General features: G+C 73.8%; 25 protein-coding genes and 1 pseudogene. 12 read left to right on the top strand and 14 right to left on the bottom strand.

Annotated elements, in window-relative coordinates:
* Position 1: 1 nt before the first annotated feature.
* On the bottom strand, positions 2–1,300 hold the full coding sequence (locus tag ACZ4VF_RS26645) for a serine-threonine protein kinase (RefSeq protein ID WP_467929046.1): 1,299 nt from the start codon (positions 1,298–1,300) through the stop codon (positions 2–4).
* 30 nt (positions 1,301–1,330) lie between these two features.
* A complete protein-coding gene (locus tag ACZ4VF_RS26640; RefSeq protein WP_467929045.1) occupies positions 1,331–2,551 on the bottom strand; it encodes an exo-beta-N-acetylmuramidase NamZ family protein in 1,221 nt (406 codons plus the stop codon).
* A gap of 165 nt (positions 2,552–2,716) precedes the next feature.
* Between ACZ4VF_RS26640 and ACZ4VF_RS26635 the strand changes: the two genes are divergently transcribed.
* Genes ACZ4VF_RS26635 through ACZ4VF_RS26625 form a run of 3 tightly spaced genes read left to right on the top strand, consistent with a single transcriptional unit; the run spans position 2,717 to position 5,768 of the window.
* Entirely contained in the window at positions 2,717–3,490 is a 774-nt protein-coding gene (locus ACZ4VF_RS26635) for an SDR family oxidoreductase (protein ID WP_467929043.1), read from the top strand.
* Complete coding sequence (locus ACZ4VF_RS26630) at positions 3,487–5,148, top strand: class I adenylate-forming enzyme family protein (protein ID WP_467929042.1); 1,662 nt, start codon at positions 3,487–3,489, stop codon at positions 5,146–5,148. The genes ACZ4VF_RS26635 and ACZ4VF_RS26630 overlap by 4 nt, the downstream gene beginning before the upstream one ends.
* Positions 5,149–5,174: 26 nt before the next feature.
* A complete protein-coding gene (locus tag ACZ4VF_RS26625; protein WP_467929041.1) occupies positions 5,175–5,768 on the top strand; it encodes a TetR/AcrR family transcriptional regulator in 594 nt (197 codons plus the stop codon).
* A gap of 74 nt (positions 5,769–5,842) precedes the next feature.
* Here ACZ4VF_RS26625 and ACZ4VF_RS26620 read toward each other — a convergent pair whose 3' ends face one another.
* The 3 genes from ACZ4VF_RS26620 to ACZ4VF_RS26610 form a co-directional block, all read right to left on the bottom strand.
* Positions 5,843–7,057 (bottom strand): acyl-CoA dehydrogenase family protein, encoded by a 1,215-nt coding sequence (locus ACZ4VF_RS26620; protein WP_467929039.1) that lies wholly within the window; start codon positions 7,055–7,057, stop codon positions 5,843–5,845.
* A gap of 6 nt (positions 7,058–7,063) precedes the next feature.
* Positions 7,064–8,086: a phosphotransferase family protein gene (locus tag ACZ4VF_RS26615; RefSeq protein WP_467929038.1), complete on the bottom strand. Its 1,023-nt coding sequence runs from the start codon at positions 8,084–8,086 to the stop codon at positions 7,064–7,066.
* 205 nt (positions 8,087–8,291) lie between these two features.
* Positions 8,292–8,591, bottom strand: a complete 300-nt coding sequence (locus ACZ4VF_RS26610) for a hypothetical protein (protein WP_467929037.1) — start codon at positions 8,589–8,591, stop codon at positions 8,292–8,294.
* A gap of 114 nt (positions 8,592–8,705) precedes the next feature.
* On the opposite strand from ACZ4VF_RS26610, the pseudogene ACZ4VF_RS26605 reads away from it, so the two are divergent.
* Positions 8,706–9,635, top strand: a pseudogene (locus ACZ4VF_RS26605) (NADP-dependent oxidoreductase); the annotation flags it as partial.
* 150 nt (positions 9,636–9,785) lie between these two features.
* Here the strand turns inward: ACZ4VF_RS26605 and ACZ4VF_RS26600 are convergent.
* From ACZ4VF_RS26600 to ACZ4VF_RS26585, 4 genes are read right to left on the bottom strand one after another with little or no spacing between them, the layout of a single operon-like run.
* Positions 9,786–10,112, bottom strand: coding sequence for a DUF202 domain-containing protein (locus ACZ4VF_RS26600; RefSeq protein WP_467929035.1), 327 nt, complete (start codon positions 10,110–10,112; stop codon positions 9,786–9,788).
* Positions 10,109–10,501: a YidH family protein gene (locus ACZ4VF_RS26595; RefSeq protein ID WP_467929034.1), complete on the bottom strand. Its 393-nt coding sequence runs from the start codon at positions 10,499–10,501 to the stop codon at positions 10,109–10,111. The genes ACZ4VF_RS26600 and ACZ4VF_RS26595 overlap by 4 nt, the downstream gene beginning before the upstream one ends.
* A 21-nt stretch (positions 10,502–10,522) precedes the next feature.
* The gene (locus ACZ4VF_RS26590; RefSeq protein ID WP_467929033.1) at positions 10,523–11,038 is read right to left on the bottom strand and encodes an NUDIX domain-containing protein; all 516 of its coding nucleotides are present in this window, start codon (positions 11,036–11,038) and stop codon (positions 10,523–10,525) included.
* Positions 11,039–11,064: 26 nt separating this feature from the next.
* On the bottom strand, positions 11,065–11,958 hold the full coding sequence (locus tag ACZ4VF_RS26585; RefSeq protein ID WP_467929032.1) for a DMT family transporter: 894 nt from the start codon (positions 11,956–11,958) through the stop codon (positions 11,065–11,067).
* A gap of 502 nt (positions 11,959–12,460) precedes the next feature.
* Between ACZ4VF_RS26585 and ACZ4VF_RS26580 the strand changes: the two genes are divergently transcribed.
* The 3 genes from ACZ4VF_RS26580 to ACZ4VF_RS26570 all read left to right on the top strand — a co-directional run bounded on the left by ACZ4VF_RS26580 (position 12,461) and on the right by ACZ4VF_RS26570 (position 14,957).
* Entirely contained in the window at positions 12,461–13,435 is a 975-nt protein-coding gene (locus tag ACZ4VF_RS26580) for a hypothetical protein (RefSeq protein ID WP_467929030.1), read from the top strand.
* 132 nt (positions 13,436–13,567) lie between these two features.
* Positions 13,568–14,332 carry a molybdopterin-dependent oxidoreductase gene (locus ACZ4VF_RS26575; RefSeq protein WP_467929028.1) on the top strand — a complete coding sequence of 255 codons (765 nt, stop codon included), beginning with the start codon at positions 13,568–13,570 and terminating at the stop codon, positions 14,330–14,332.
* On the top strand, positions 14,316–14,957 hold the full coding sequence (locus ACZ4VF_RS26570) for a cytochrome b/b6 domain-containing protein (RefSeq protein WP_467929027.1): 642 nt from the start codon (positions 14,316–14,318) through the stop codon (positions 14,955–14,957). Before ACZ4VF_RS26575 ends, ACZ4VF_RS26570 begins: the two co-directional genes overlap by 17 nt.
* A gap of 35 nt (positions 14,958–14,992) precedes the next feature.
* Here the strand turns inward: ACZ4VF_RS26570 and ACZ4VF_RS26565 are convergent, their stop codons facing one another.
* Together ACZ4VF_RS26565 and ACZ4VF_RS26560 are read right to left on the bottom strand one after the other, a co-directional pair.
* Positions 14,993–16,390, bottom strand: a complete 1,398-nt coding sequence (locus ACZ4VF_RS26565) for a GntP family permease (protein WP_467929026.1) — start codon at positions 16,388–16,390, stop codon at positions 14,993–14,995.
* A 39-nt stretch (positions 16,391–16,429) separates the two neighbouring features.
* Complete coding sequence (locus ACZ4VF_RS26560; protein ID WP_467929024.1) at positions 16,430–16,957, bottom strand: gluconokinase; 528 nt, start codon at positions 16,955–16,957, stop codon at positions 16,430–16,432.
* 140 nt (positions 16,958–17,097) lie between these two features.
* On the opposite strand from ACZ4VF_RS26560, the gene ACZ4VF_RS26555 reads away from it, so the two are divergent.
* Positions 17,098–17,799 (top strand): FadR/GntR family transcriptional regulator, encoded by a 702-nt coding sequence (locus ACZ4VF_RS26555; protein ID WP_467929023.1) that lies wholly within the window; start codon positions 17,098–17,100, stop codon positions 17,797–17,799.
* On the opposite strand, the gene ACZ4VF_RS26550 is transcribed toward ACZ4VF_RS26555, so the two are convergent.
* On the bottom strand, positions 17,796–17,948 hold the full coding sequence (locus tag ACZ4VF_RS26550) for a hypothetical protein (protein WP_467929022.1): 153 nt from the start codon (positions 17,946–17,948) through the stop codon (positions 17,796–17,798). The two genes, ACZ4VF_RS26555 and ACZ4VF_RS26550, sit on opposite strands and share 4 nt — an antisense overlap.
* Before the next feature lie 227 nt (positions 17,949–18,175).
* On the opposite strand from ACZ4VF_RS26550, the gene ACZ4VF_RS26545 reads away from it, so the two are divergent.
* The gene (locus ACZ4VF_RS26545; RefSeq protein ID WP_467929021.1) at positions 18,176–19,369 is read left to right on the top strand and encodes a hypothetical protein; all 1,194 of its coding nucleotides are present in this window, start codon (positions 18,176–18,178) and stop codon (positions 19,367–19,369) included.
* A gap of 12 nt (positions 19,370–19,381) precedes the next feature.
* On the opposite strand, the gene ACZ4VF_RS26540 is transcribed toward ACZ4VF_RS26545, so the two are convergent.
* Positions 19,382–19,756, bottom strand: a complete 375-nt coding sequence (locus ACZ4VF_RS26540) for a YchJ family protein (RefSeq protein ID WP_467929019.1) — start codon at positions 19,754–19,756, stop codon at positions 19,382–19,384.
* Between the two features lie 94 nt (positions 19,757–19,850).
* Between ACZ4VF_RS26540 and ACZ4VF_RS26535 the strand changes: the two genes are divergently transcribed.
* Genes ACZ4VF_RS26535 through ACZ4VF_RS26525 form a run of 3 tightly spaced genes read left to right on the top strand, consistent with a single transcriptional unit; the run spans position 19,851 to position 22,604 of the window.
* A complete protein-coding gene (locus tag ACZ4VF_RS26535; RefSeq protein WP_467929018.1) occupies positions 19,851–20,162 on the top strand; it encodes a dsRBD fold-containing protein in 312 nt (103 codons plus the stop codon).
* Between the two features lie 11 nt (positions 20,163–20,173).
* Entirely contained in the window at positions 20,174–21,475 is a 1,302-nt protein-coding gene (locus ACZ4VF_RS26530) for a phosphoribosyltransferase family protein (protein WP_467929017.1), read from the top strand.
* A gap of 10 nt (positions 21,476–21,485) precedes the next feature.
* Positions 21,486–22,604 (top strand): CapA family protein, encoded by a 1,119-nt coding sequence (locus ACZ4VF_RS26525; RefSeq protein ID WP_467929016.1) that lies wholly within the window; start codon positions 21,486–21,488, stop codon positions 22,602–22,604.
* A gap of 10 nt (positions 22,605–22,614) precedes the next feature.
* Here the strand turns inward: ACZ4VF_RS26525 and polX are convergent, their stop codons facing one another.
* Positions 22,615–24,342, bottom strand: coding sequence for a DNA polymerase/3'-5' exonuclease PolX (gene polX, locus ACZ4VF_RS26520; protein WP_467929014.1), 1,728 nt, complete (start codon positions 24,340–24,342; stop codon positions 22,615–22,617).
* Between the last annotated feature and the right edge of the window lie 3 nt (positions 24,343–24,345).

Here is a 24,345-nt window from a genome sequence, read left to right as displayed (position 1 = left end):
GTCACGCGATACGGCCCGCCGCCACCACCAGCCGCGCCAGTTCGGGGTGCACGATGTCGCTGTGCGCCCCGGTCGGCGCGCCCCCGCGCCGCACCACGGCCGCCGCGTCCACGTTCACGCACCCCGACGCGGGCAGCCGGCCGTCCAGCGCCGCCGCGAGGTCCAGACGGGCCGTGCCCTGCACCGCCTGCACCCCGTCGTGCCCCATGGCCCCCCACCGCGGCCCGAGCACGGCCGCGATCTCGACGCCCGCGCAGGACCGGTCGTCCCCGGCGAGCCGGGAGGCCAGCGGGTAGAACGTGCCGAGGGCCGCGTCGAAGTGCGAGTAGCAGCACACCAGCGGGCCGTCGACGCGCCGCTGCAGGTCCCTGAGCGCCCCCGACCGGTCCGGGGCGTGCGGCAGCCGGGCCGCGAACGCGTAGTGCGAGAAGGCGCCCTGGAGCAGGGTCACCGACTTCACCGTGTCCACGCCCCCGGGCAGCCCGCGCAGCGCGAACGCCACCAGCCGGCCGCCGAAACTGTGCCCGACGAGGTGCACCCGCACCCCGGGCGCCGCCTGCGCCAACCGCCCCAGCAACGGGCCGAGTCCCCGCTCGCCGACCGTCCCGGCCCGCCGTTTCATCTGGTAGTACGTCGCCTGCCGCAGCAGTTCCTTGGCACCGTCCCACGGGTTCGGGACGGTGAACCGCGGCGCGCCCAAGGAGTCGAGCGAGGCCAGCGCCTCGGCGAACTGCTCGCAGGCGGCCACCGGGTCGCCACCGAACACGGCGGGTTCGCCGTCCTCGTCGGTGTCGGCAGCCGCTCCCGGTCCGCCGCCGTCCAGCAGCAGCCGCACCAGCCGCCCGAACTCCGCCAGCCCCGCGGTGCCGTCCGGCCGCTCGTCCAGCATCCGGGCCAGCCGGTCCAGCACCGTCGTCCGGCCCGGGAAGGCCTCCAGCAGGGCGCGCCGGGTGTCCTTGTCCAGCACCGGACGCGGCTCCGCCCCCGCCTCCACGGCCGCCACGGACCTCGGGAAGTCCGGGATCGGCTCGTCGCTGAACCGCATCGACGGCCAGACCACCCCGACGTACCCGAGCCGGGCCTGCGGCGCCAGCTTCGGGACCGGGGCGAGGAAACGGCGGTAGAGCGCGGTCGCGCCCGAGCGGTCGTTGTTCCAGCCGTGCGAGAAGACGATCAGGTCACGGACGCCGTGGTCCGCGACCCGCGCCAGCAGCCGGTCGCGTTCGGGGCCGTCCACGTCCCCGTCCGCGTCGAAGGTCAGCTCCCAGTAAGGAGCCACACTCGTCCCAGGATCCGCCATGCCAGGCCTCCAAGTCCCGGAGGAGGTGCGCTACGTGTACAGGAGATACCCCTTCCGCACCCGCCGGAACGCGGCCAGCTCCTCCTGCCAGGCCCCCGTCACCTCGTCGGTGCCGGCGCCCGCGTCGATCATCGTGCGCACCCGGTCGGAACCGGTGAGCTTGTCGATCCAGTGGTCGGACCGCCAGGCGAAGCCGCTCCACACCTTCCGGGCGGTCACCAGCAGCGCGACACCGGTGCGCACGGGGTCGTAGGCGGCCCGGTCGGTCACGTGGATCTGGACCCCGCCGACGGTCCTGCCCTGGAACTTGGAGAACGTGGGTGTGAAGTACGCCTCCCGGAACCGCACCCCGGGCAGCCCCAGACCGTTCGCGGCGGCGGCCCAGCGGCCGTCCAGCCCCTCGGCACCGAGGAGTTCGAACGGCCGGGTCGTGCCGCGCCCCTCGGAGAGGTTGGTGCCCTCGAACATGCAGGTGCCGGAGTACACCAGCGCGGTGTCCGCGGTGGGCATGTTCGGGCTCGGCGGCACCCAGGGCAGGCCCGAGGCGTCGTAGAACGCGGAGCGGCTCCAGCCGGTCATGGTCACGGTCTCCAGGGGGACCGGCGTGGTCAGGAACTCCCCGTTGAACAGGCGGGCCAGCTCCGCGACGGTCATCCCGTGCGCCTGTGCGACCGGCTGCCGGCCCACGAAGGTGGCGAACTCCTTGTGCAGCACCGGTCCCTGGGCCTCGCGTCCGGTCACCGGGTTCGGCCGGTCCAGCACGACGAAGCGCTTCCCGGCGAGCTGGGCCGCCTCCATGCAGTCGTACAGGGTCCAGATGTACGTGTAGAAGCGGGCGCCGACGTCCTGGATGTCGAAGACGACGGTGTCGACACCGGAGGCGGTGAAGACGTCGGCGAGCGGCCGACCGCTCTTCAGGTACGTGTCGTACACCGGCAGGCCGGTCGCGGGGTCGTCGTAGCGGCCCTCGGAGCCGCCCGCCTGCGCGGTGCCCCGGAAGCCGTGCTCGGGGCCGAAGACCGCCGTCAGCTCGACCCGGCCGTCGTGGTGCATCACGTCGACGATGTGCTCGGTCGCCCGGGTGATGCCGGTCGGGTTGGTGACGACGCCGACGCGCTGGCCGCGCAGTACCGCGTAACCGTCGGCCGCGAGTCTCTCGAAGCCGGTGCGGAGACGGCCGCGGTGCCGGGGGGCGGCCGGGAGGGCCGCTGTCGTCGTCGATGCGAGAAGGGTCCGTCGGGACAGGTGCATGGGGTCCTCCGGTGGGTGGGCACGTGCGGGCCGTGTGCGGCTGGTCGCGCGGTTCCCCGCGCCCTCAGGTTGAGGCAGTTCCCCTTCCTTCACACATACCGACCGGTTAGTCTGGGCCGACCAGAGCCGACGCGCGCCGCGCGAAAGTCGTGTCGAAGGAGACCGATGGTGGAAGCCGTGCAGGATGCCGGAGTGGTCGTCACCGGAGCGGGCGGTGGGATCGGGGCCGCGCTGGCCCGGCGGTTCGCCGCCGAGGGGGCCCGGGTCGTGGTCAACGACCTGGACGCCGCGAAGGCGAAGGCGGTGGCCGAGGAGATCGGCGGGACCGCCGTCCCCGGGGACGCCTCCGCGATCGTCGCCGAGGCCCGGGACGCGCTCGGCGGCACGGTGGACGTCTACTGCGCCAACGCGGGCGTCGCCTTCGAGGACGGCGGCCTCGACGGCACCCTGGACGAGAGGACCTGGGCGACCTCCTGGGACGTCAACCTGATGGCCCACGTCCGCGCGGCCCACGCACTGCTGCCCGACTGGCTGGAGCGGGGCCGCGGACGGTTCGTCTCCACCGTCTCCGCCGCCGGGCTGCTGACGATGATCGGCGCCCCCTCCTACAGCGTGACCAAGCACGGCGCCTACGCCTTCGCCGAGTGGCTGTCGCTGACGTACCGGCACCGCGGGGTCAGGGTCCACGCGATCTGCCCGCAGGGCGTGCGCACCGACATGCTGGCCGCCACCGGCAGCGCCGGCGACCTGGTGCTCCAGCCGACCGCGATCGCGCCGGAGGAGGTCGCCGACGCCCTGTTCGAGGGCATCGCCGAGGACCGCTTCCTGATCCTGCCGCACCCGGAGGTCGCCGGCTTCTACCAGGCGCGGGCCGGCGAACCCGACCGCTGGCTCGCCACCATGAACCACATCCAGCAGAAGTGGGAGGCCGCCCGGTGACCGCCTCCCCCTACGCCGCCCGCCCCTGGCTCGCCCTGCTGACGGAGGCCCAGCGGGCCCCGCTCGACCCCGCCGACTCCCTCGTGCACGCCCTGCGCGACGCCGTCGCCGAGGCCCCCGACCGGCCCTGCCTCGCCTACTTCGACGCCCGGCTCGACTACCGCGAGGTCGACGAGCTGAGCGACTCCGTCGCCGCCCGCCTCGTCGCGCGCGGCCTGGAACGCGGCGACCGGGTGGCCGTCCTGCTGCAGAACTCCCCGCACTTCGTCCTGGCCGTGCTCGGCGCCTGGAAGGCGGGCGCGACCGTCGTCCCGGTCAACCCCATGTACAAGTCGGCCGAGGTGGCGCACGTCCTGCGGGACGGCGAGGTGGCCGCGCTGATCTGCTCCGACCGGGCCTGGGAGTCGTACCTGAGGGAGACGGTCGCTGGCTCGCCGGTACGGATCGTGCTCACCGCGTGCGAGCGGGACTTCCAGAACCGTAACGATGCGCGCGTGCTGGGCTTCGAGCGGCTGCCCCAGCCCCCGGACACCGAGGACCTGGTGGCCGTCGCCCGGCAGGGCGGCCGGGCCCCCGACGGCCTCCTGCCGCGCCCGGACGACATCGCGCTGATCAGCTACACCTCCGGCACCAGCGGCACGCCCAAGGGCGCCACCAACACACACGCCAACATCATGCACAACGCCGAGCGGCTGGCCACCGGGCTCGGCCTGCCCGAGGCGCCCGTCTTCCACGCGCTCGCCCCGCTCTTCCACATCACCGGCATGGTCTGCCAGTTCGGCGCCTGTCTGAGCAGCGCGGGCACCCTGGTGCTCACCTACCGCTTCGACCCCGGCGTCGTGCTGGAGGCCTTCGCCGAGCACCGCCCGCACTACACCGTCGGCCCCTCCACCGCCTACATGGCGCTCGCCGCCCACCCGGACGCCGCCCCCGAGCACTTCGCCTCCTTCGTGGACCTCGCCTCGGGCGGCGCGCCCGTGCCGCCGGCCCTGGTGCGGAGGTTCCGGGAGCGCTTCGGGCCGTACATCCGGGTCGGCTACGGCCTCACCGAGTGCACCGCCCCCTGCGCCGCCGTCCCGCCCCACCTGGAGGCCCCCGTCGACCCGGGCTCCGGGACCCTCTCCGTCGGCCTGCCCGGCGCCGACACGCTCGTGCGGATCCTGGACGAACAGGGCGCGGAGGTGCCCCTGGGCGAGCAGGGCGAGATCGCCGTCCGCGGACCGCAGGTGGTGCCCGGCTACTGGCGGCGCCCGGACGCCACCGTGGAGACTTTCCCGGACGGCGAGCTGCGCACCGGCGACATCGGGTTCATGGACGAGCAGGGCTGGCTGTACGTCGTGGACCGCAAGAAGGACATGATCAACGCGTCCGGCTTCAAGGTGTGGCCGCGCGAGGTCGAGGACGTCCTCTACACGCACCCGGCGGTGCGCGAGGCGGCCGTCGTGGGCGTGCCCGACGGGTACCGTGGCGAGACCGTCAAGGCCTATATCAGCCTCCGTCCGGGCGCGGAGGCGGACCCGGACGAACTCGCCGGGTACTGCAAGGAGAGACTGGCCGCCTACAAGTACCCCCGGCAGGTCGAGGTCCTGCCCGACTTGCCCAAGACGGCGAGTGGGAAGATCCTCCGTCGGGAACTGCGTTCCCGGAACACCGAGTGAACATCACGGAAAGGCAGGTGGCGGCAGTGCCCAGGACGACGGACGGAGACGGTACGCCCGTCCCGCAGCGGCTGCTGGCCGCCGCCACCCGGCTCTTCGCCGAGCAGGGCTACGACCGGACCTCCGTGCAGGAGATCGTGGAGGCGGCCGGCGTCACCAAGGGGGCGCTGTACCACTACTTCGGCTCCAAGGACGACCTGCTGCACGAGGTGTACGCGCGCGTGCTGCGCCTCCAGCAGGAGCGGCTGGACACCTTCGCGAACGCCGACGAGCCCGTGGAGAAGCGGCTCAGGGACGCGGCGGCGGACGTCGTCGTCACGACGATCGAGAACCTCGACGACGCGATGATCTTCTTCCGGTCGATGCACCACCTGAGCCCGGAGAAGAACAAGCAGGTCCGGGCCGAGCGCCGGCGCTACCACGAGCGCTTCCGGGCGCTGGTGGAGGAGGGGCAGAAGGCGGGCGTCTTCTCCACGGCGACCCCGGCCGACCTGATCGTGGACTACCACTTCGGCTCGGTCCACCACCTGTCGACCTGGTACCGGCCCGACGGCCCGATGGGCCCGCAGGAGGTGGCCGACCACCTGGCCGACCTGCTCCTGCGCGCCCTGCGGCCGTAGCGGACCCGGAGGCCGGCCGGCCTCACAGGCCGGGGCACCTCGGAGGCCGGCCGGCCTGCGAGGTGCCCGACGCCTCAGAGGTACTTCTTCAGCTCCCGGCGGGCCAGCGACCGCTGGTGCACCTCGTCGGGGCCGTCGGCGAGCATCAGGGTCCGGGCGCTCGCGTACAGCTCCGCCAGCGGGAAGTCCTGGCTCACCCCGCCCGCGCCGTGCAGCTGGATCGCCCGGTCCAGGATGCCGACCACCGCGCGCGGGGTGGCGATCTTGATGGCCTGGATCTCCGTGTGGGCGCCCTTGTTGCCGACGGTGTCCATCAGCCAGGCCGTCTTCAGCACCAGCAGCCGCAGCTGCTCCACGGTGACCCGGGCGTCGGCGATCCAGTTCTGCACGACTCCCTGCTGGGCCAGCGCCTTGCCGAACGCGGTACGGCCCACGGCCCGCCGGCACATCAGCTCGATCGCCCGCTCGGCCATGCCGATCAGCCGCATGCAGTGGTGGATCCGGCCGGGGCCGAGCCGGGCCTGGGCGATCGCGAAGCCGCCGCCCTCCTCGCCGACGAGGTTCGCCACCGGCACGCGCACGTGGTCGAAGACGACCTCGGCGTGGCCGCCGTGGGAGTGGTCCTCGTAACCGAAGACCCGCATGGCCCGCTCGACCGTGACGCCGGGGGTGTCGCGCGGGACGAGGACCATGGACTGCTGGCGGCGGATGTCCGCCCCGTCCGGGTCCGTCTTGCCCATCACGATGAAGATCCCGCAGTCCGGGTTCATCGCCCCGGAGATGTACCACTTGCGCCCGGTGACGACGTACTCGTCGCCGTCCCGTTCGATGAGTGTCGTGATGTTGGTGGCGTCCGAGGAGGCCACCTCCGGCTCGGTCATCGCGAACGCCGACCGGATCTCGCCGGCCAGCAGCGGCTGAAGCCACTGCTTCTTCTGCTCCTCGGTGCCGAACTGCGCCAGCACCTCCATGTTCCCGGTGTCGGGCGCGGCGCAGTTGGTCGCGGTGGGCGCGAGGTGCGGGGAGCGGCCGGTGATCTCCGCGAGCGGCGCGTACTGGAGGTTGGTCAGCCCCGCGCCGTACTCGGCGTCCGGGAGGAAGAGGTTCCACAGGCCCTGCCGGCGGGCCTCGGCCTTCAGCTCCTCCACCACGGCCGGGGTGTCCCAGGGGGAGGCGAGGGCGGCCCGCTGCTCCTCCGCGACCGCCTCGGCCGGGTAGACGTGCTCGTCCATGAAGGCGAGGAGCCTGGCGCGCAGTTCCTCGGTGCGCGCGTCGAACGCGAAGTCCATGTGCCGTCAGCCTTCCTGAAGCGTGGTCAGTCCGTGGTGGATGAAGACGGGTACGAGGTCGCCGATGCGGTCGAAGCCGCGGCCGACCGTCTGGCCGAGCGTGTACCGGTAGTGGATGCCCTCCAGGATCACGGCGAGCTTGAACCAGGCGAACGCCGTGTACCAGGAGACGGCCGAGACGTCGCGCCCCGAGCGCTCGGCGTACCGCTCGACCAGCTCCCGGGGGGACGGGTGCCCCGGGGCCTCGGCGGTGGTGGAGACGGGGGAGTCGGCCATGTCCAGCGGCCGGCTGTACATCACCAGCAGACCGAGGTCGGTGAGCGGGTCGCCGAGCGTCGACATCTCCCAGTCGAGGATCGCCTTGATCCGGTCGTCGTCCCCGATGAGGACGTTGTCGAGCCGGTAGTCGCCGTGCACGACGGTGGGGGCGGGGGAGGCGGGCAGGGCACGGCCGAGGGCCGCGTGCAGCTCGTCGATGCCGGCCAGGTCGCGGTTGCGGGAGGCGTCCAGCTGCTTGCCCCAGCGGCGCAGCTGCCGGTCGAGGAAGCCCTCCGGGCGGCCGAAGTCGGCGAGGCCCACCTCGGCGGGGTCCACCGCGTGCAGCTCGACCAGCGTGTCCACGAGGGACAGCACCGCGTTCCGGGTGCGCTCGGCGCCGAGCGGCGCGAGCTGGCCGGCGGTGCGGTACGGCGTGCCCTCGACGAACTCCATGACGTAGAAGGGCGCCCCGAGCACCTCCTCGTCCTCGCAGAGCAGCAGCGGGCGGGGAACCGGCACCCGGGTCGGGTACAGCGCGTCGATGACCCGGTGCTCGCGCTTCATGTCGTGCGCGGTGGCCAGGACGTGGCCGAGCGGGGGCCGGCGGACGACCCACTTCGACGTGCCGTCGGAGAGCGCGTAGGTGAGGTTCGACCGTCCGCCCTCGATCAGCCGTCCGGTCAGGGGGCCGTTCACCAGACCGGGACGCTCGCGGTCGAGCAGGGCGCGCAGCCGGTCCAGGTCGAGTCCGGGCGGGTGGTCGGCGCTCATACATCACTCCTACGACAGGGTGAACAGGACCCGACTCATGATGCCGACCGGTCGGTATGTCGTCCAGTGCGCGCGGCGAAGATCCGGCCGAACGTGACCGGAGCCACGATAGGCCGACGGCCCCCCGGCGCGCTGCCGGGGAGCCGTCGGCCCTCGCCTCCGCCGGGCCGGTGGCCGTCTTGGTGGTCGTCCCGTCTCCGCGGGGTCAGTGGTCGTCCCAGTGGTCCCCGTGCTCGGCGTGCCGGTGCCCGCCGTGCAGGTAGTCCACGTGGTCGCCGTGCGGCACCTGCGCGTGCCCGCACTCGTCGTGGTGCACGTGCTCATGGGCCTCGTGCACGGCGTGCCCGGCCGGTTCGCACTCGTCCCAGTGGCCCGCGTGCTCCCGGTGCAGATGGCCGTCGTGCGCGTAGTCCACGTGGTCGCCGTGCGGTACGGCGCTGTGCCCGCAGTCCGGCCCGTGGCGGTGCGTCCCGTGCTCGGCGTGTTCCTGGTGAGGGGTGGTCATGGTGCTCACCTTCGGGGGGTGCGGGGTCCCTGACGTCGGAAGACTGCCACGCGAAAGCCGCGTACCAGGGCATCCCGATCGTGTGGCGCGCGAGTACCCCGGAGGGTCGAGGGCATGAAGGGCATCAGCTACCGCCGCTACGGCGGGCCGGAGGTGCCGGAGTACGGCGAGCTGCGCGACCCCAAGGTCGGCCCCGACCAGGTCCTGGTCAGGGTGCGCGCGGCGGCCGTCAACCCCGTCGACTGGAAGTGCCGCGAGGGCCACCTGGACCCCGTCCTCGACGCCGTCTTCCCCGTGATCCCCGGCTGGGACGTCAGCGGGGTGGTCGTCCAGCCCGGCCCCGCCGTCACCAAGTTCGCCGCCGGCGACGAGGTCATCGGCTACGTCCGCGAGGACTTCCTCTCCCGGGGCACCTTCGCCGAGTACGTCGCCGCGCCCGTGCGCACCCTGGCCCGCGAGCCGCGCACCCTGTCCTTCGAGGAGGCCGCCGGGCTCCCGCCGGCCGGGCTCACCGCCTACCAGGTGCTGGTGAAGGCCCTGCAGGTGAGGCGGGGCGAGACCGTCCTGGTGCACGCGGCGGCCGGCGGGGTCGGCTCGCTCGCCGTCCAGATCGCCGCCCACCTCGGCGCCCGCGTGATCGGCACGGCCGGCGAACGCAACCACGACTACGTCCGCACGCTCGGCGGCGAGCCCGTGGCGTACGGCGAGGGCCTGGCCGAACGGGTCCGCGGGATCGCGCCCGGGGGCGTGGCGGCCGTCTTCGACACCATCGGCGGCGACACCCTGAAGACCTCGGCCGGCCTGCTCGCCCCGGGGGGCCGGCCGGCGTCGATCGCCGACCCCGCGGTGCTCGGCCACGGCGGCCGGTACTGCTTCGTCCGCCCGGACGCCGAGGACCTGCGCCACCTGTCGGAACTGGCCGACCAGGGAGCCCTCTCCGTCCACGTCGAGCAGACGTTCCCGCTGGAGCGCGCGGCGGGCGCGTACCGGCCGAACCAGGAGGGCCGCACCCGCGGCAAGATCGTCGTCACGGTGGGCGGGGAGCCGGAGGAGGGGCGGCCCCAGGGCCTCCCTTCCGGATCTTGCCGGGGTCGCGGGGTCTGGCACGCACCTCCGCGCGTTGTCGTCGGTTGTCGACTCCCCACGCTCGACGTCGCTCGCGCGGGCACCCCCATCGCGTCGACGCGAGAGGCCCTAGACGACGAGCACCGCCGCGCACACCGCCAGCGCCACCGCGCACAGCGCCGTCGCCGTCGCGTGCCGGGGCGCCAGCGCGGGCGGGCGGGGGCCGGCCGTCAGGGCGCGGACGCGGTGCTGGGCCACCCACAGGAAGCCGAGCCACAGCGCGCCGCACACCGCGCACGCGACGATCCCGGCGGCCGGCACCCGCCCGTGCAGCGCGGTCTTCACGGCGAGCACCGCGGCCACGGTCGCCGAGAGGGTCGTACGCCGCCAGGCCAGCCGGGTGCGCTCCGGCTGGAGTCCCGGGTCCCGCTCGGCGGCCGCCTCACGGTGGCTCACCCCGCCCACCCGACCAGCACCACCACGACCATCGCGACGGCCACCACCGCCACGACCAGGCTCAGCAGGGCCGGGAAGCGGGACGCGGGCAGGTCCTCGCCGCGTCGCATGGCCCGCTCGCAGCGCACCCAGTGGTTCACCGCGCGCAGGGAGCAGAGCACGCCGGCCGCGAGCAGGGCGAGGGCGAGGCCCACCCGCCACGCCCAGCGCAGGTCCGGCAGGAACTGGTCCACCGCGAATCCGCCGCCGATCAGCGCCAGCGCGGTGCGCAGCCAGGCGAGGAAGGTGCGCTCGTTGGCCAGCGAGAAGCGGTAGTCGGGTGTACCGCCCTCGTCCCGCACCCGCTCCGGCGCGAACCACAGCCGGATGTTCCGTACGAATTCGCTCACGCGGCCGACCCTACCGGGCGGTCACCGGGCCGCCCGGAACGCCCGCAGCCGCTCGTACGCCGCCAGCCCGTCCGGCACCCACTCCCACTCGCGGAGCCGCCGCTCGACCTCCTCCTCCGGCAGGAAGGCGTGCCACTGGACCTCCTCCGGCTGCGGGCGCACGGGCAGCTCGCAGCGCACCTCGTACACCGCCGACCACCAGCTGTTCCCGGCGCCGTCGTCATACAGGAACGTGAACAGGTGCGTCGGCCGGGGCAGCCCGGTCACGCCCAGCTCCTCCTCGGCCTCCCGCAGCGCCGCCTCGTCGTACGACTCGCCCGCGCCGACCACCCCGCCGACGAACACGTCGTACAGGGAGGGGAAGACGAGCTTGGTGGCGGTGCGCCGGTGCACGAAGAGCCGGCCGGCCGCGTCCCGGGCCTGGACGAACACGCAGCGGTGGCGCAGCCCGCGCGCGTAGGCCTCGCCGCGCGGGCACTGGCCGACGACCCGGTCGTGCTCGTCGACGATGTCGAGGATCTCGTCAGCAGGGTTCATGCGGGTATCCAAGCAGGGCGGCCGACTCAGCGGCGCTGGAGGGTCTGCGCACGCTCCGCCTCCGCCGTGCCGCAGGGCATCGCGGGATGCAGCCCGAGCAGCACGATGCCCGCCACCACAGCCGCGAGCCCGGCCGCCTCCCAGGCCAGCGCCCCGGTGTCGGTGCGCAGCCGGTCGCCCATGAAGCCCACCCCGCACAGGATCCCGGCGAGCGGCTCGGCCGCCGTGAGCGCGGGCAGCGACATGCGCAGCGGGGCCGTCTCGAACGCGCTCTGCACCAGGACGAGACCGGTCACCCCGCACGCCACCACGCCGTACGGCTGCCAGCCGGTGAGCAGCTCGGTGAGGCCGCCGTCGGAGAAGAGAGTGCCGCTCACCCGGGTCAGCGCGTCCTGGACGCCGTACAGCAACCCGGCCGCCAGGGCCAGCAGCACCGGGCCCCAGCTCAGCCGGGAGCGCTTGGCGTACGTCGTGAGCAGCAGGGCCGCGCCCACCACCGCCCCGATGATCAGCCAGTGCCGCAGCGGATCGGCGACGGCCGAGCCGCCGCGCGGCTCGCCCGCCATGATGAACGCGCTCACCCCGCCCGCGAGCAGCAGCAGACCGGTCCAGCCCTGGCGGCCGAGGGCCTGCTTGGTCTGGAGCCGGGACAGGGCCAGGGCGAACAGCAGGTTGGTCGCGAGCAGCGGCTCGACCAGGGAGATCTCGCCCTTGCCGAGGGCGACCGCGCCGAGCACCATGCCCGCCACCATCAGCCCGAGCCCGCCCAGCCAGCGCGGCATCCGCATCAGGTCGAGCAGCAGCCGGAAGGAGAGGAAGTCCCCGAGCGGTGCCCGCTGCGCCGCGTTCTGCTGGAGGACGAAGCCGAAGCCCAGGCAGCAGGCCGCGCTCACGGCGAGCAGGAGAACCAGTACGGACAATGTGTACCTCGATCATCCGGCCGGACCACGGGCGGGTAGTGGCCGACTGTAGCGCCCCGGGCACGGTATCGCCCCGAAAGTACCCGGAACCGGGCGGTTGACTCGCCATGGTGTGGTGCCGGGACGCGCGGCGCCATGGTGTACGCCACAGACGGCGCGGGCATGGCGCACGCCACAGCGGCCCGTGTCCGCCGCACGCCACAGCGGCCCGTGGCCGCCGCACGGGCCCGGCGGGAGTCCTGCCGCACCGGCCCGGGCGGAGTCCTGCCGTACGTTCCGGAAGTCGGGGCGGTCGGCCCGGAAAGCGGTGGCATAGGCCAGGGGGAAATTCCCGGCCCCGGTCGCCCCACGGCCTCGCCCACCTGCGCCGTGTCCCCCAAGTGCCGCTGCCGGCGCGGAGGTTGAAGCTGGTAAGACCTCCGTTCCGCTTGACGCCACCCTTGGCTGCGGGTTTGCTGTGCGTGATCGGTCGATGGCAGCCCGAGAAACAGGAAGTCCCGCGGTGCCTTCTCTCCCGCCTCTGCTCGGCGCGCGCCGGGCCCTCACGGATCCGTCCGGCGACACCGCCCAGGACGACTCCGGCGCCTTCGACGCCGCCCTCGACGACGCCGAACTGCGCACCGCCCGGGCCGCCCTGGCCCAGGGCCGACGGCAGGCCGCCCGCTCCCTGCTCGTGCACACCGGTGACGACTGGGACCGTCGCGGCCACCGCCTCACCGTGCTCGCCCAGGCCCCCTACGCCGCCGCCTGGGCGTCCGACTGGCTGGCCGCCGAGCCCGGCTCGGCCGACGCCACCGCGCTCCTCGCCCTGGCCCTGGTCCACCGGGCCCTGCGCGGCAAGGAGGAGCCCGGCCGGGCCCGCGAGGCCTGTGACACGGCCGCCGCACTCGCCCCCGCCGACCCGACCCCCTGGCTCGGCCGGCTGCTGCTCGCCCGCGCCCTCGGCCCCGAGCGGGAGGTGCTCGGCGCCTTCACCGAACTGCGCCACCGCCACCCCGAGCACCACCACGCCCACCACCTGCTGATCGCCCGCCTCGCCGAACGGCCGGCGGCCGGCCGCGGCGAGGCCCACGAGGTGTACGACCTCGCCGAACGCGCCGCCGCCGACGCCCCCGCCGACTCCCCGCTGGCCGTCCTGCCCGTGGTCGCCCATGCCGAGCGCTACCGGGTGCTCGCCGCCACCGGCCTGGCCCCGGCCGGCCCCGCCGCCTTTGGCCACTGGTCCGGCCCGCGCGCCCGGCACGTCCTGCGTGCCTGTTTCGACTGGTGGCTGGAGTGGGAGCACGACGAACACCCCCGCCGCCACATCGACCTCAACCACCTCGCCTTCGCCCTCACCTGCGCGGGCCGACCGGCCGAGGCGGCGGCCCTGTTCCAGCGCATCGGCGACCACGCCACCCGGGAACCCTGGGCGTACGCGTACCCCGACCCGGCGGCCGCCTTCCACGCGGCCCGCACCCGCGCGCTCGGGCAGTGAGACACGGGGCCCCGCGGGACGTACCAAGGGGGGAGCGAGTGATTACGGAATTCTGACCGGTGACCCGACCATCTGGCCCCGCGCGGCCCCGAGTGCTCGAATGACTACGTGAACCCTGAACAATCCGGGGACATGACCCCTGAACGACCGGGGGACGTGAACCCTGGACACGCCGAGGAGCCGGACCGCGAGCAGGACGGCCGGCCCATCGGCCGCCGCGTCTTCCTCGGCACCCTCGGCCTGGGCGCCCTCGGCGTGGTCACGGCGCCCGGGCTGCAACGCGGCCTGGAAGGCCTCCTCGGTGGCGTCGCCGGCCGGGACCCGACCGGCCTGACCGGTCTGCTGCCCAACGGCGGCGGCTTCCGCTACTACTCCGTCGCGGCCTCCGTCCCGCACCGGACCGCCGCCGACTACCGCCTCACCATCGACGGCCTCGTCGACCGGCCACGCGGCTACACCCTCGCCGAGCTGCGCGCCCTGCCGCGGACCCGGCTGGTCAGGGACGTCCAGTGCGTCACCGGCTGGCGGGTCCCCGGCACCCCCTTCGAGGGCGTACGGCTCTCCCACCTGCTCGACGCGGCCGGCGTCCGCCCCTCCGCCAAGGCCCTCCGCTTCACCTGCTTCGACGGCACCTACACCGAGAGCCTCACCCTCGACCAGGCCCGCCGCCCGGACGTCCTGGTCGCCCTGCGCATGCAGGACAAGGACATCGGCCACGACCACGGCGGCCCGGTCCGCCTCTACGTCGCCCCCATGTACTTCTACAAGTCCGCCAAGTGGCTCTCCGGGATCACCGTCACCGACCGGGTCCGGCCCGGCTACTGGGAGGACCTCGGCTACGACGTCGACGCCTGGGTCGGCCGCTCGAACGGACGGACCGATGACCCTACGAGCTGAGACCCCGGCCCCGCCGAACACCCGCGTCCCCCGCTTCAGCCGCGCCGAACGGTGGGTGCACCGGACCACGGCCGCGCTGATGGGCGTGTGCGTCCTGACCGCCGCCGCCCTGTACATCCCGCAGCTGGCGGTCCTGGTCGGCCGCCGCGAACTGGTCGTACGGATCCACCAGTACGCGGGCCTCGCCCTGCCGGTGCCGGTCCTGCTGGGCCTGGCCTCCCGTGCCTTCCGCGCCGACCTGCGGTTCCTCAACCGCTTCGGCCCGCACGACCGGGTCTGGCTGCGCGCCGCCCTGCGCCGCGACCGGCGCCGGGCGTCGCGGCCCGCCGGCAAGTTCAACGCCGGCCAGAAGATCTACGCCGCCTGGATCGCCGGCGCGACCCTGGTCATGCTCGGCACCGGCCTGATGATGTGGTTCACCCACCTCACCCCGCTGATGTGGCGCACCTCGGCGACCTTCGTCCACGACTGGCTGGCCCTGACCATCGGCGTGGTTCTCGCGGGCCACGTCGGCATGGCCCTGGGGGACCCCGAGGCGAGAAGGGGTCTGCGCACGGGGTCGGTGACGACGGAGTGGGCGGAGCGGCACCACCCCTTGTGGCGACCGGGGCCGGACGGCCGCTGACGCCGCAGAGGGGGTGAGCCGTCTCCGCCGTACCCCTAGATGATCAGGGAGAGGAGCAGGACCAGACCGCCGGCGACCACCGAGATGATCGTCTCCATCAGCGACCAGGTCTTCACGGTCTGCCCGACGCTCAGTCCGAAGTACTCCTTCACCAGCCAGAAGCCGGCGTCGTTGACATGGCTGAAGAAGAGGGAGCCCGCGCCGATGGCCAGGACGAGGAGCGCCGCGTGCGTGGTCGACATGTCGGCCGCGAGCGGCGCGACCAGACCGGCCGCCGAGACCGTCGCCACCGTCGCCGAGCCGGTCGCCAGCCGGATCGCCACCGCGATCAGCCAGGCCAGCAGCAGCGCCGGGATCGACCAGTCCCGGGAGACGTCCAGGATCATCTGGCCCACGCCGGAGTCGATCAGCGTCTGCTTGAAGCCGCCGCCCGCGCCCACGATCAGCAGGATGCCGGCGATGGGCATCAGGCCCTTCTCGACGGTCTGCTGGAGCCGGTCCCTGGTGAACCCGGCGGGCCGGCCCAGCGTGAAGAAGCCGACGATCACGGCGGCGAGCAGCGCGATCAGCGGGGAGCCGACGACGTCGAAGACCCGCTGGGTCGTGTGCGCGGGGTCGTCGACGACGATGTCCACCAGTGCCTTGGCCAGCATCAGCACCACCGGCAGCAGCACGGTGGCGAGCGTCGCGCCGAAGCCCGGACGGCGCTCGAGCTCCTCCGAGGCGCGCTGCGGCAGCATCCGGTCGGGTGCCGGCACGTCGACCCAGCGGGCCGCGACCTTCGAGAACAGCGGGCCGGCGATGATCACCGTCGGAACGGCGACGAGGATGCCGAGCGCCAGGGTGACGCCCAGGTTGGCCTTGACCGCGTCGATGGCGACCAGCGGGCCGGGGTGCGGCGGGATCAGGCCGTGCATCACGGACAGCCCGGCCAGCGCCGGGATGCCGATGCGCATCAGGGAGTAGTTGCCGCGCTTGGCGACCATCAGCACCACCGGGATCAGCAGCACGATGCCGACCTCGAAGAACAGCGGCAGGCCGATCACGGAGGCGATCAGCACCATCGCCCAGGGCATCGCCCGGCCACCGGCCCTGGCGAGGATCGTGTCCACGATCTGGTCGGCGCCGCCGGAGTCGGCGAGCAGCTTGCCCAGGATCGCCCCGAGCGCGATCAGGACGCCGACGCCGGCCACGGTGGAGCCGAGCCCGGTGGTGAAGCTGGTGATGGCCTTGTCCAGCGGTGCCCCGGCGACCGCACCGAGGGTCAGCGAGCCGATGGTCAGTGCCAGGAAGGCATGGAGCTTGAACTTGGTGATGAGCAGGACGATGACGGCGATGCCCACCAGCACGGCGATGCCCAGCTGGGCGTGTCCGGCGGAGGTGATCGGCGCAGGTGCGTCCGCTGCCAGCATCTCGACGCTGAGTCTGGTCACGGGGGTTCCCTTGCGGTGACGGGGGTGTACTGACGGGCGCTACTGAGCGCTGCCCGCGGTGTCGGGAAGCGGGGCGAGGGCCCGGACGGCACGCTCGGCGATCTCCTGCGGGCTGCCGCTGACGTCCACGGCGACGCCCGCCTCGTCCGGCTGGAGCGGCTGGAGCGTGGCGAACTGCGAGTCCAGCAGCGCGGTGGGCATGAAGTGGCCCTGCCGCTGCCGCATCCGGTCCTCGATCAGCTGCCGGTCGCCCGTGAGGTGCACGAACACGATTCCGGGGGCCACGGCCCGAAGCCGGTCGCGGTACGACCGCTTCAGCGCCGAGCTGCTGACCACCCCGCCCAGTCCGGCCCGGCCGTGCGCCCAGTGCCCGATGGCGTCGAGCCACGGCCACCGGTCGGCGTCGTCGAGCGGGATCCCGGCCGACATCTTGTCGATGTTGGCCTGCGGGTGGAAGTCGTCGCCCTCGGCGTACGGGACGCCCAGCCGCGCGGCGAGCAGGGGACCGATCGTGGTCTTGCCCGTCCCCGCGACGCCCATCACGACGACGACCTGGGGGGTTCGCATCACTGCCTCGCTGTCTTCCTCGACATCCGACGCCACTGCGGCGTCGCCACACTGAAACCCATTAGGTACGACTAATTCAAGAGTCTGTGACATATAAGTCTGACTTTTTGCGCCTGTGATCCACGCCGTACTCTGAGTGCATGAGCACACCGGGCCGGGGGCTGCACGGCCATGTACTGGACACCCTCGGCCCCGCGATCACGGCGGGCGAGTACCCGCCGGGCAGCGTCCTGCGCACCGACGAGCTGGCACAGCACTTCGAGGTGTCCCGCTCCGTGATGCGCGAGGCGGTCCGCGTCCTGGAATCCATGCACCTGGTCGAGTCCCGCCGCCGCGTGGGCGTCACCGTGCGCCCCAAGGCCGAGTGGAACGTCTACGACCCGCAGGTCATCCGCTGGCGCCTGGCCGGCGCCGACCGACCGCACCAGCTGCGCTCGCTCACCGTGCTGCGCTCCGCCGTCGAACCCGTCGCGGCCGGCCTCGCCGCGCAGCACGCCACCGCCGAGCAGTGCGCCGAACTCACCGAGTGCGCGCTCGGCATGGTGGCCAACTCACGCGGCCACAGGCTGCAGCAGTACCTGGTCCACGACATCGCCTTCCACCGGGTCGTCCTCACCGCGTCGGGCAACGAGATGTTCGCCCGGCTCGGCGACGTCGTCGCCGAGGTACTGGCCGGCCGCACCCACCACGAGGTCATGTTCGAGGAACCCGACCCCGCGGCCGTCACCCTGCACGTCCGGGTCGCCGAGGCGGTCCGCGCCGGCGACGCCGCCCGCGCCGAGGAACTGACCCGGCAGATCACCGTGGGCGCCCTGCAGGAACTGGACATCCTGGCGCCCTAGCCGTCCTTCCGCGGCAGGCCGCCGACCGGCCTCCCGCGGAGCTTGCGGACCAGCATCACCAGCCCCGCGTACACGCACGGCAGCGCGACGCCGACGAACCCCCCGATCACGTGCGCGACCTCGGGATTGAGCTGGGACAGCCAGCTCATCGCCGGGCCGCCTCTCCGACGAGGCCCATTCCCACAGGGTCCTACCGCCGCGCCCCGGCTACCACTCAAAGCCACCGCCCGCGGCGGCCGCCGGGCCCGCGCGGGGCGGCGCGGGCAAGGCCCCACCCGCTCGTCCACCGGACCCACGGTGGAGAAGTCGCCGCGGGCGCGGGCCGGGCGCAGTATCGAAACACGGCCGCCCACGACCCGAGGCGGTGAGGAACGAGGTGAGACATCGCCTGCCCCGGAGCGTCCCGCGCCGGTTCCAGGAGGCGCTGCCGAAGAAGCCCATCCGCCTGCCCGGCCCCCGGACCCTGCGGGCGGTACGCCCGGCACTCATGGTCTACGGCGCCACCACGCTGCTGCACCTCGCCGTCCTCGCGGTCATGATCCCGCCGGGCGGGCCCGGCCTGCGGGACCGGCTGCTCGCCTGGGACGGCCGCCTGTACACGGAGATCGCCGCGCACGGCTATCCCACCGGCTTCACCGAGACGCTCCCGGCCCGGCCCGCCGGCAACAACCTCGCCTTCTTCCCCCTGTTCCCGCTGCTCGTCCGCGCCGTCCACACCGTCACCCGCCTCGACCCCGGCACCGCCGCGATCGTCACCGCGAACCTGGCCTTCGCCGCCGCGCTGGTCGTCGTCCACCTCCTGATGACCCGGCTGTACGGCCGCCGTACGGCCCTCGTCACCGTCCTGCTGCTGGCCGCGGTGCAGCCCATGTCCCTCGTCTTCGTCATGGCCTACAGCGAGTCGCTGTTCCTCGCCCTGTCCGCGGGCACCCTGCTGGCCGTCCGCCGGGGATCCTGGCTCACCGCGGGCGCCCTCGCCATGCTGGCCGGACTGACACGGCCGGCCGGAGTGGCGACCGCGGCCGCCCTCGCCGTCGCCGCCGCCCTCCGCCTGGTCCGGACCCGCCGTCTCGCCCCGCGCCCCCTCGCGGCCGTCGCGCTCGCCTGCACGGGGACACCCGGCTATCTGTGGTGGGTGGCCCGCAGGACCGGCCGGCCCGACGCCTGGTTCGCCATCCAGCGAGCCGGCTGGGACACCCATTGGGACGGTGGCAGGTCCTTCCTGCGCTTCCTCGTCCAGACACTGACCAGCGGTGACGGCTGGGTCGCCGTGAGCACGGCGGTCCTGCTGCTCGCCGTCGTCGACGCCACCCTCGTCACCTGCCACCGCAGCACCTGGCCGCCCCTGCTCGTCTACGGCGCCGGCATCCTGGTCTTGGCCCTCGGGCAGAGCAGCTTCTACCACTCCAAGCTGCGTCTGGTCCTGCCCGCCCTGCTCTTCCTGGTCCCCGCCGCCCGCGCCCTCGCCCGCGCGCGCACCCGCACCGCCGTCATCGCCCTCGGCGGCGGCGCGCTCTTCGGCTGCTGGTACGGCGCCTACATGCTCACCGTCTGGCCGTACGCCATCTGACCGCGCCCGGAACTAGTCGAGGAACTCCCCGTCCACGTACACCCACGCCCCGTCCACCCGCTCGAACCGGCTGCGCTCGTGCAGCGAGCCGCCCCGGTAGGAGGCGCGGAACGTCACCGTGCCCGTGCCGTGGAAGGCGGACCCGTCGCGGGTGTCCAGGATCTCCAGCCCCGTCCACCGCATCCGCGGGTCCAGGTCCAGCCGCTCCGGCCGGGTCCGCGGATGCCAGGTGCGCAGCAGATACCCCGCGTCCCCCCGCACGAACGCGCTGTACCGCGACCGCATCAGCAGCTCCGCGGTCGGCGCGGCGGCGGTCCCCGCATGGAGACGCCCGCAGCAGGCGTCGTAGGTCAGGGGGAGCCCGCAGGGGCAGGTGCGCGAGGTCATCCCCCCATTCTGCCCGGAGCAGGGGAGGCGTCCGTCCCGGGCCGGGTGCACAGTGGAAGAGCAGCGCGGCGCAGCCCGGGAGGTGAGACGGACGATGACCGGACCGATGAGCGGCCGTCCTCCCGCCGTCAAGGAGTGGCGGCTGAACCTGTACCTGTCCGAGCACGATCCGGACACCACCGCCCGGATCATCCTCGACACCGGGGACAACGTCATGGAGAGCCACGCGGAGGCCCGCCGCAACCCCTACGACCAGGCGATCCCGGAGATCGGCGACGAACTCGCCGCCGGACGCGCCCTCATCGCCATGGGGCGCATGCTGCTGCGCGCCGCCGACGGCGACATGAAGGCGACGGGAGCCGCCGACACGGACGGCCCGGCACCGCTCTGGCTGCCCCGGGAGTGAGGGAGGCCGCCGTGTTCACGAACCGCCTCGAAGCAGGACGGCGGTTGGGCGAACGCCTGGAGTACCTCAGGGGCCAGGACGTGGTGGTGCTCGGACTGCCCCGGGGAGGCGTGCCCGTCGCCGCCGAGGTCGCCGCGGCGCTCGACGCCCCCCTGGACGTCTGCCTGGTACGGAAACTCGGCGTGCCCTACCAGCCCGAACTCGGCATGGGGGCGATCGGCGAGGACGGCGTCCGCGTCATCAACCAGCAGGTGCTGCGCGGGACCGGCGTCTCACCGGACGACCTCCACCTGGTCGAGGAACGCGAGCGCCGGGTGCTGCACGACCGGGCCGCGCGCTACCGCGGCGCGACACCCCCGGTCTCCGTCGCCGGCCGGACCGCCGTGGTCGTGGACGACGGCGTCGCCACCGGCTCCACCGCACGGGCCGCCTGCCGGATCGCCCGCGCCCGCGGCGCGGCCCGCATCGTCCTGGCCGTCCCCGTGGCCCCCCGCGACCTCGCCCGGCGCCTCGGCGGGGACGCCGACGACCTGGTCAGCCTGGAGAACCCGTGGGACTTCGCCGCCGTCGGCCAGTTCTACGGCGACTTCACCCAGGTCGAGGACGAGGAGGTCACCGCCTGCCTGCGCCGGGCCGCGAGCCGCCACCGGCACACCGCCGGCGCCCGCTCCACCGACCGCGAGGTGACCGTGACCGCCGGCGGCACCCGGCTGGGCGGACGGCTCACCCTGCCCGACGGCGCCACCGGCGTCGTCGTGTTCGCCCACGGCAGCGGCAGCAGCCGGCACAGCCCACGCAACCGGTTCGTCGCCGGGGGACTGCACCGGGCCGGGCTCGGCACCCTGCTGTTCGACCTGCTCACCGACGCCGAGGAGGCCGACCGGGGCAACGTCTTCGACATCGCCCTGCTGGCCGGCCGCCTGCTCGCCGCCACCCGCCTGCTGCGCGAGGAACCCGACGCCGAGGGGCTCGCCCTCGGCTACTTCGGCGCCAGCACCGGCGCCGCCGCCGCGCTCTGGGCCGCCGCCGAGCCCGACGCGCGACCCGCCGCCGTCGTCTCCCGCGGCGGCCGGCCCGACCTCGCCGGACCCCGGCTCGCCGAGGTGAGGGCACCCACCCTGCTCGTCGTCGGCGGCGCCGACCCGCTGGTCCTCGAACTCAACCGGGAGGCACAGACCCGGCTGCCGTGCGAGAACCGGCTGGAGATCGTCCCTCGCGCCGGCCACCTCTTCGAGGAGCCCGGCGCGCTGGAGCGGGTGACCGACCTGGCACGTGACTGGTTCACGGACCACATGGCACCCGCGCACGTGTAGTCCCGCGGCCATGCGCCGGAAGACCGTCACCGTGTTCCTCGCCGGCGACGTCATGCTCGGCCGGGGCGTCGACCAGATCCTCCCGCACCCCGGCGACCCGGGCCTGCGGGAGGACCACGTCCGCGACGCCCGGGACTACGTCGCCCTGGCCGAGGCCGCGAACGGACCCGTCCCCCGGCCCGCGGACCCCGCCTGGCCCTGGGGCGAGGCACTCACCGTCCTGGAGCGGGCCGCACCGGACGTACGGGTGATCAACCTGGAGACCGCCGTCACCCGCGACGGCACCTTCGCCCCGGGCAAGGCCGTCCACTACCGGATGCACCCCGACAACCTGCCCTGCCTCGCCGCGGCCCGCCCCGACGTGTGCGTCCTCGCCAACAACCACGTCCTCGACTTCGGCCCCACCGGCCTGCGGGAGACGCTGGACTCCCTCGCCGCTGCCGGGCTGCGCACCGCCGGCGCCGGCCGGGACGCACAGGAGGCGTGGCGCCCGGCGGCCGTCCCGCTGCGGCCGGACGGACGCGTCCTCGTCCTCGCCTTCGGGATGCCCTCCAGCGGCATCCCGCACGACTGGGCCGCCACCGCCGGACGGCCCGGTGTCGCCCTCGTCACCGCGCCCACCACGGCCGCCGCCACCGACTTCGCCGACCGCCTGCGGCGGACCGAACGGCAGCCCGGCGACCTCGTCGTCGCCTCCGTCCACTGGGGCCCCAACTGGGGTCACACCCCCTCCCGCGCCGAGGTCCGCTTCGCCCACGCGCTCGTCGACGCGGGCGCCGACCTCGTCCACGGGCACTCCTCCCACCATCCGCGCCCGCCCGAGATCTACCGGGACCGGCTCGTCCTGTACGGCTGCGGCGACCTCGTCGACGACTACGAGGGCATCGGCGGCCACGAGCGCTACCGCGACGACCTGCGCCTGCTGTACCTGGCGTCCGTCGAACCCGGCACCGGCCGGCTGACCGGCCTGCGGATGGTGCCGCTCCGGGCCCGCCGGCTGCGCCTGGAACACGCACCGGCCGAGGACACCGCCTGGCTGTGCACCGTCCTCGACGGACACGCCCGCCCCCTCGGCACCCGGGTCGTACCCGCCGACGACGGCACGCTGACGGTACGGCCCGCACCGTGAACCCGGCCCCTCAGGCCCGTCCGCCCTTGCGCAGGAACCGGCGCAGCCGGGTCAGCGGCCAGGTGTTGATCACGTCCTCCGCGGTGAGCCAGCCGCGCTGCGCCGTCCCCACCCCGTAGCGCAGCTGCGCGAGGTGCGGGACGGAGTGCGCGTCGGTGTTCACCGCGAACCTCGCCCCGTGCCGCCGGGCCCGCAGGATGTCCTCGTCGCACAGGTCCAGCCGGTCCGGCTGGGCGTTGACCTCCAGCGCGGTACCGGTGCGCGCGCACGCCGCGAACACCTCGTCCCAGTCCGCGTCGACCCCCGGCCGCCTCCCGATCAGCCGGGTCGTGGGGTGGCCGAGGATGTTGACGTACGGGTTCTCGCAGGCCCGCACCAGCCGCCGCGTCATCGCCTCGCGGCCCAGGTCGAAGTGCGAGTGCAGCGAGGCCACGCACAGGTCGAACCCCGCCAGGAACTCCTCCGGCCAGTCCACCTCCCCGTCCGGGCCGATGTTCAGCTCCGTGCCGTGCAGCAGCCGCATCCGGCGCCGGGTGCCGTCCAGCTCCCGCAGCCGCTCCCGCTGGGCGAGGATCTTCTCGTCCGTCATGCGCTGCATGTACAGGCGGGGCGCGTGGTCGGTGACCGCGTAGTACGCGTGACCACGCTCGGCGGCCGCCTCCACCATCGCCTCCAGCGAGGCCAGACCGTCCGTGAGATCGGTGTGCGTGTGCAGGTCGCCCCGGATGTCCCGCTCGCGCACCACCTCCGGCAGCCCGCCGTGCAGCGCCGCCTCGATCTCCCCGCGGTCCTCCCGCAGGGTCGGCGGGATCCACGGCAGTCCGAGCCGCGCGTACACCTCCTCCTCCCCGCGGGACGCGACCGTCTCCCCGCTCCCGCTGTCGAACACGCCGTACTCGGACAGTTTCAGCCCCTGACGGACCGCGAGGGCCCGGGTGCGGATGTTGTGCGCCTTCGACCCGGTGAAGTACTGCATCGCCGCGCCCCACGACTCCGGCGGCACCACCCGCAGATCGACCTGGAGCCCCGTGCCGGTGCGCACCGACGTCTTCTTCGTGCCCCGCGCGATCACCTCCGCGGTGACCGGCAGCCCGCACAGCGCGTCCATGAACGGCGCCGACCGCCGCGCCGCGACCAGCACGTCCAGATCGCCCACGGTCTCCCGCATCCGGCGCAGCGAACCCGCGTACGCGCAGCGCTCGCAGCCCGACACCCCGGACAGCTGCGCGACGATCTCCTCGGCGGTGTCCAGCGCCGGCGCCAGCGGCAGCCGCGCGCCCGCCCGCCGCAGCAGCTCGATGCCGTGCCGGATGTTGTCCTGCGTCTTCTCGCCGAAGCCCTTCAGATCGGCCAGCGCGTCCGCCTCGACGGCCGCGGCCAGCTCGCCCACCGACGAGATGTGCAGGTCCTCGTAGATCCGCAGCGCCTTCTTCGGCCCCAGGGTCGGGATCGTGATCAGCTCCCGCACCCCGGCGGGGATCCTCGCCCGGCGCTCCTCGACCGCCGCCATCTTCCCGGTGCGCAGGTACTCGGCCACCTTGTCGGCGATCGACCGGCCCACGTGCGGGATCTCCCGCAGCCCCTCGGCGTCCAGCGTCGAGACGTCCGCCGGATACCCCCCGATCGCCCGCGCCGCCTTCTCGTAGGCGCGTGCCTTGAAGGCATCGCCTCCGGTGATCGCGATGAGGTCGGCGTACTCCCGCAGGATCGCCTCGACCTCGTCGTTGGCCCGGGCCACCCC

The organism is Streptomyces sp. NPDC029151, from assembly GCF_055564315.1.
This window is presented reverse-complemented; position numbering and strand designations above follow the sequence as displayed.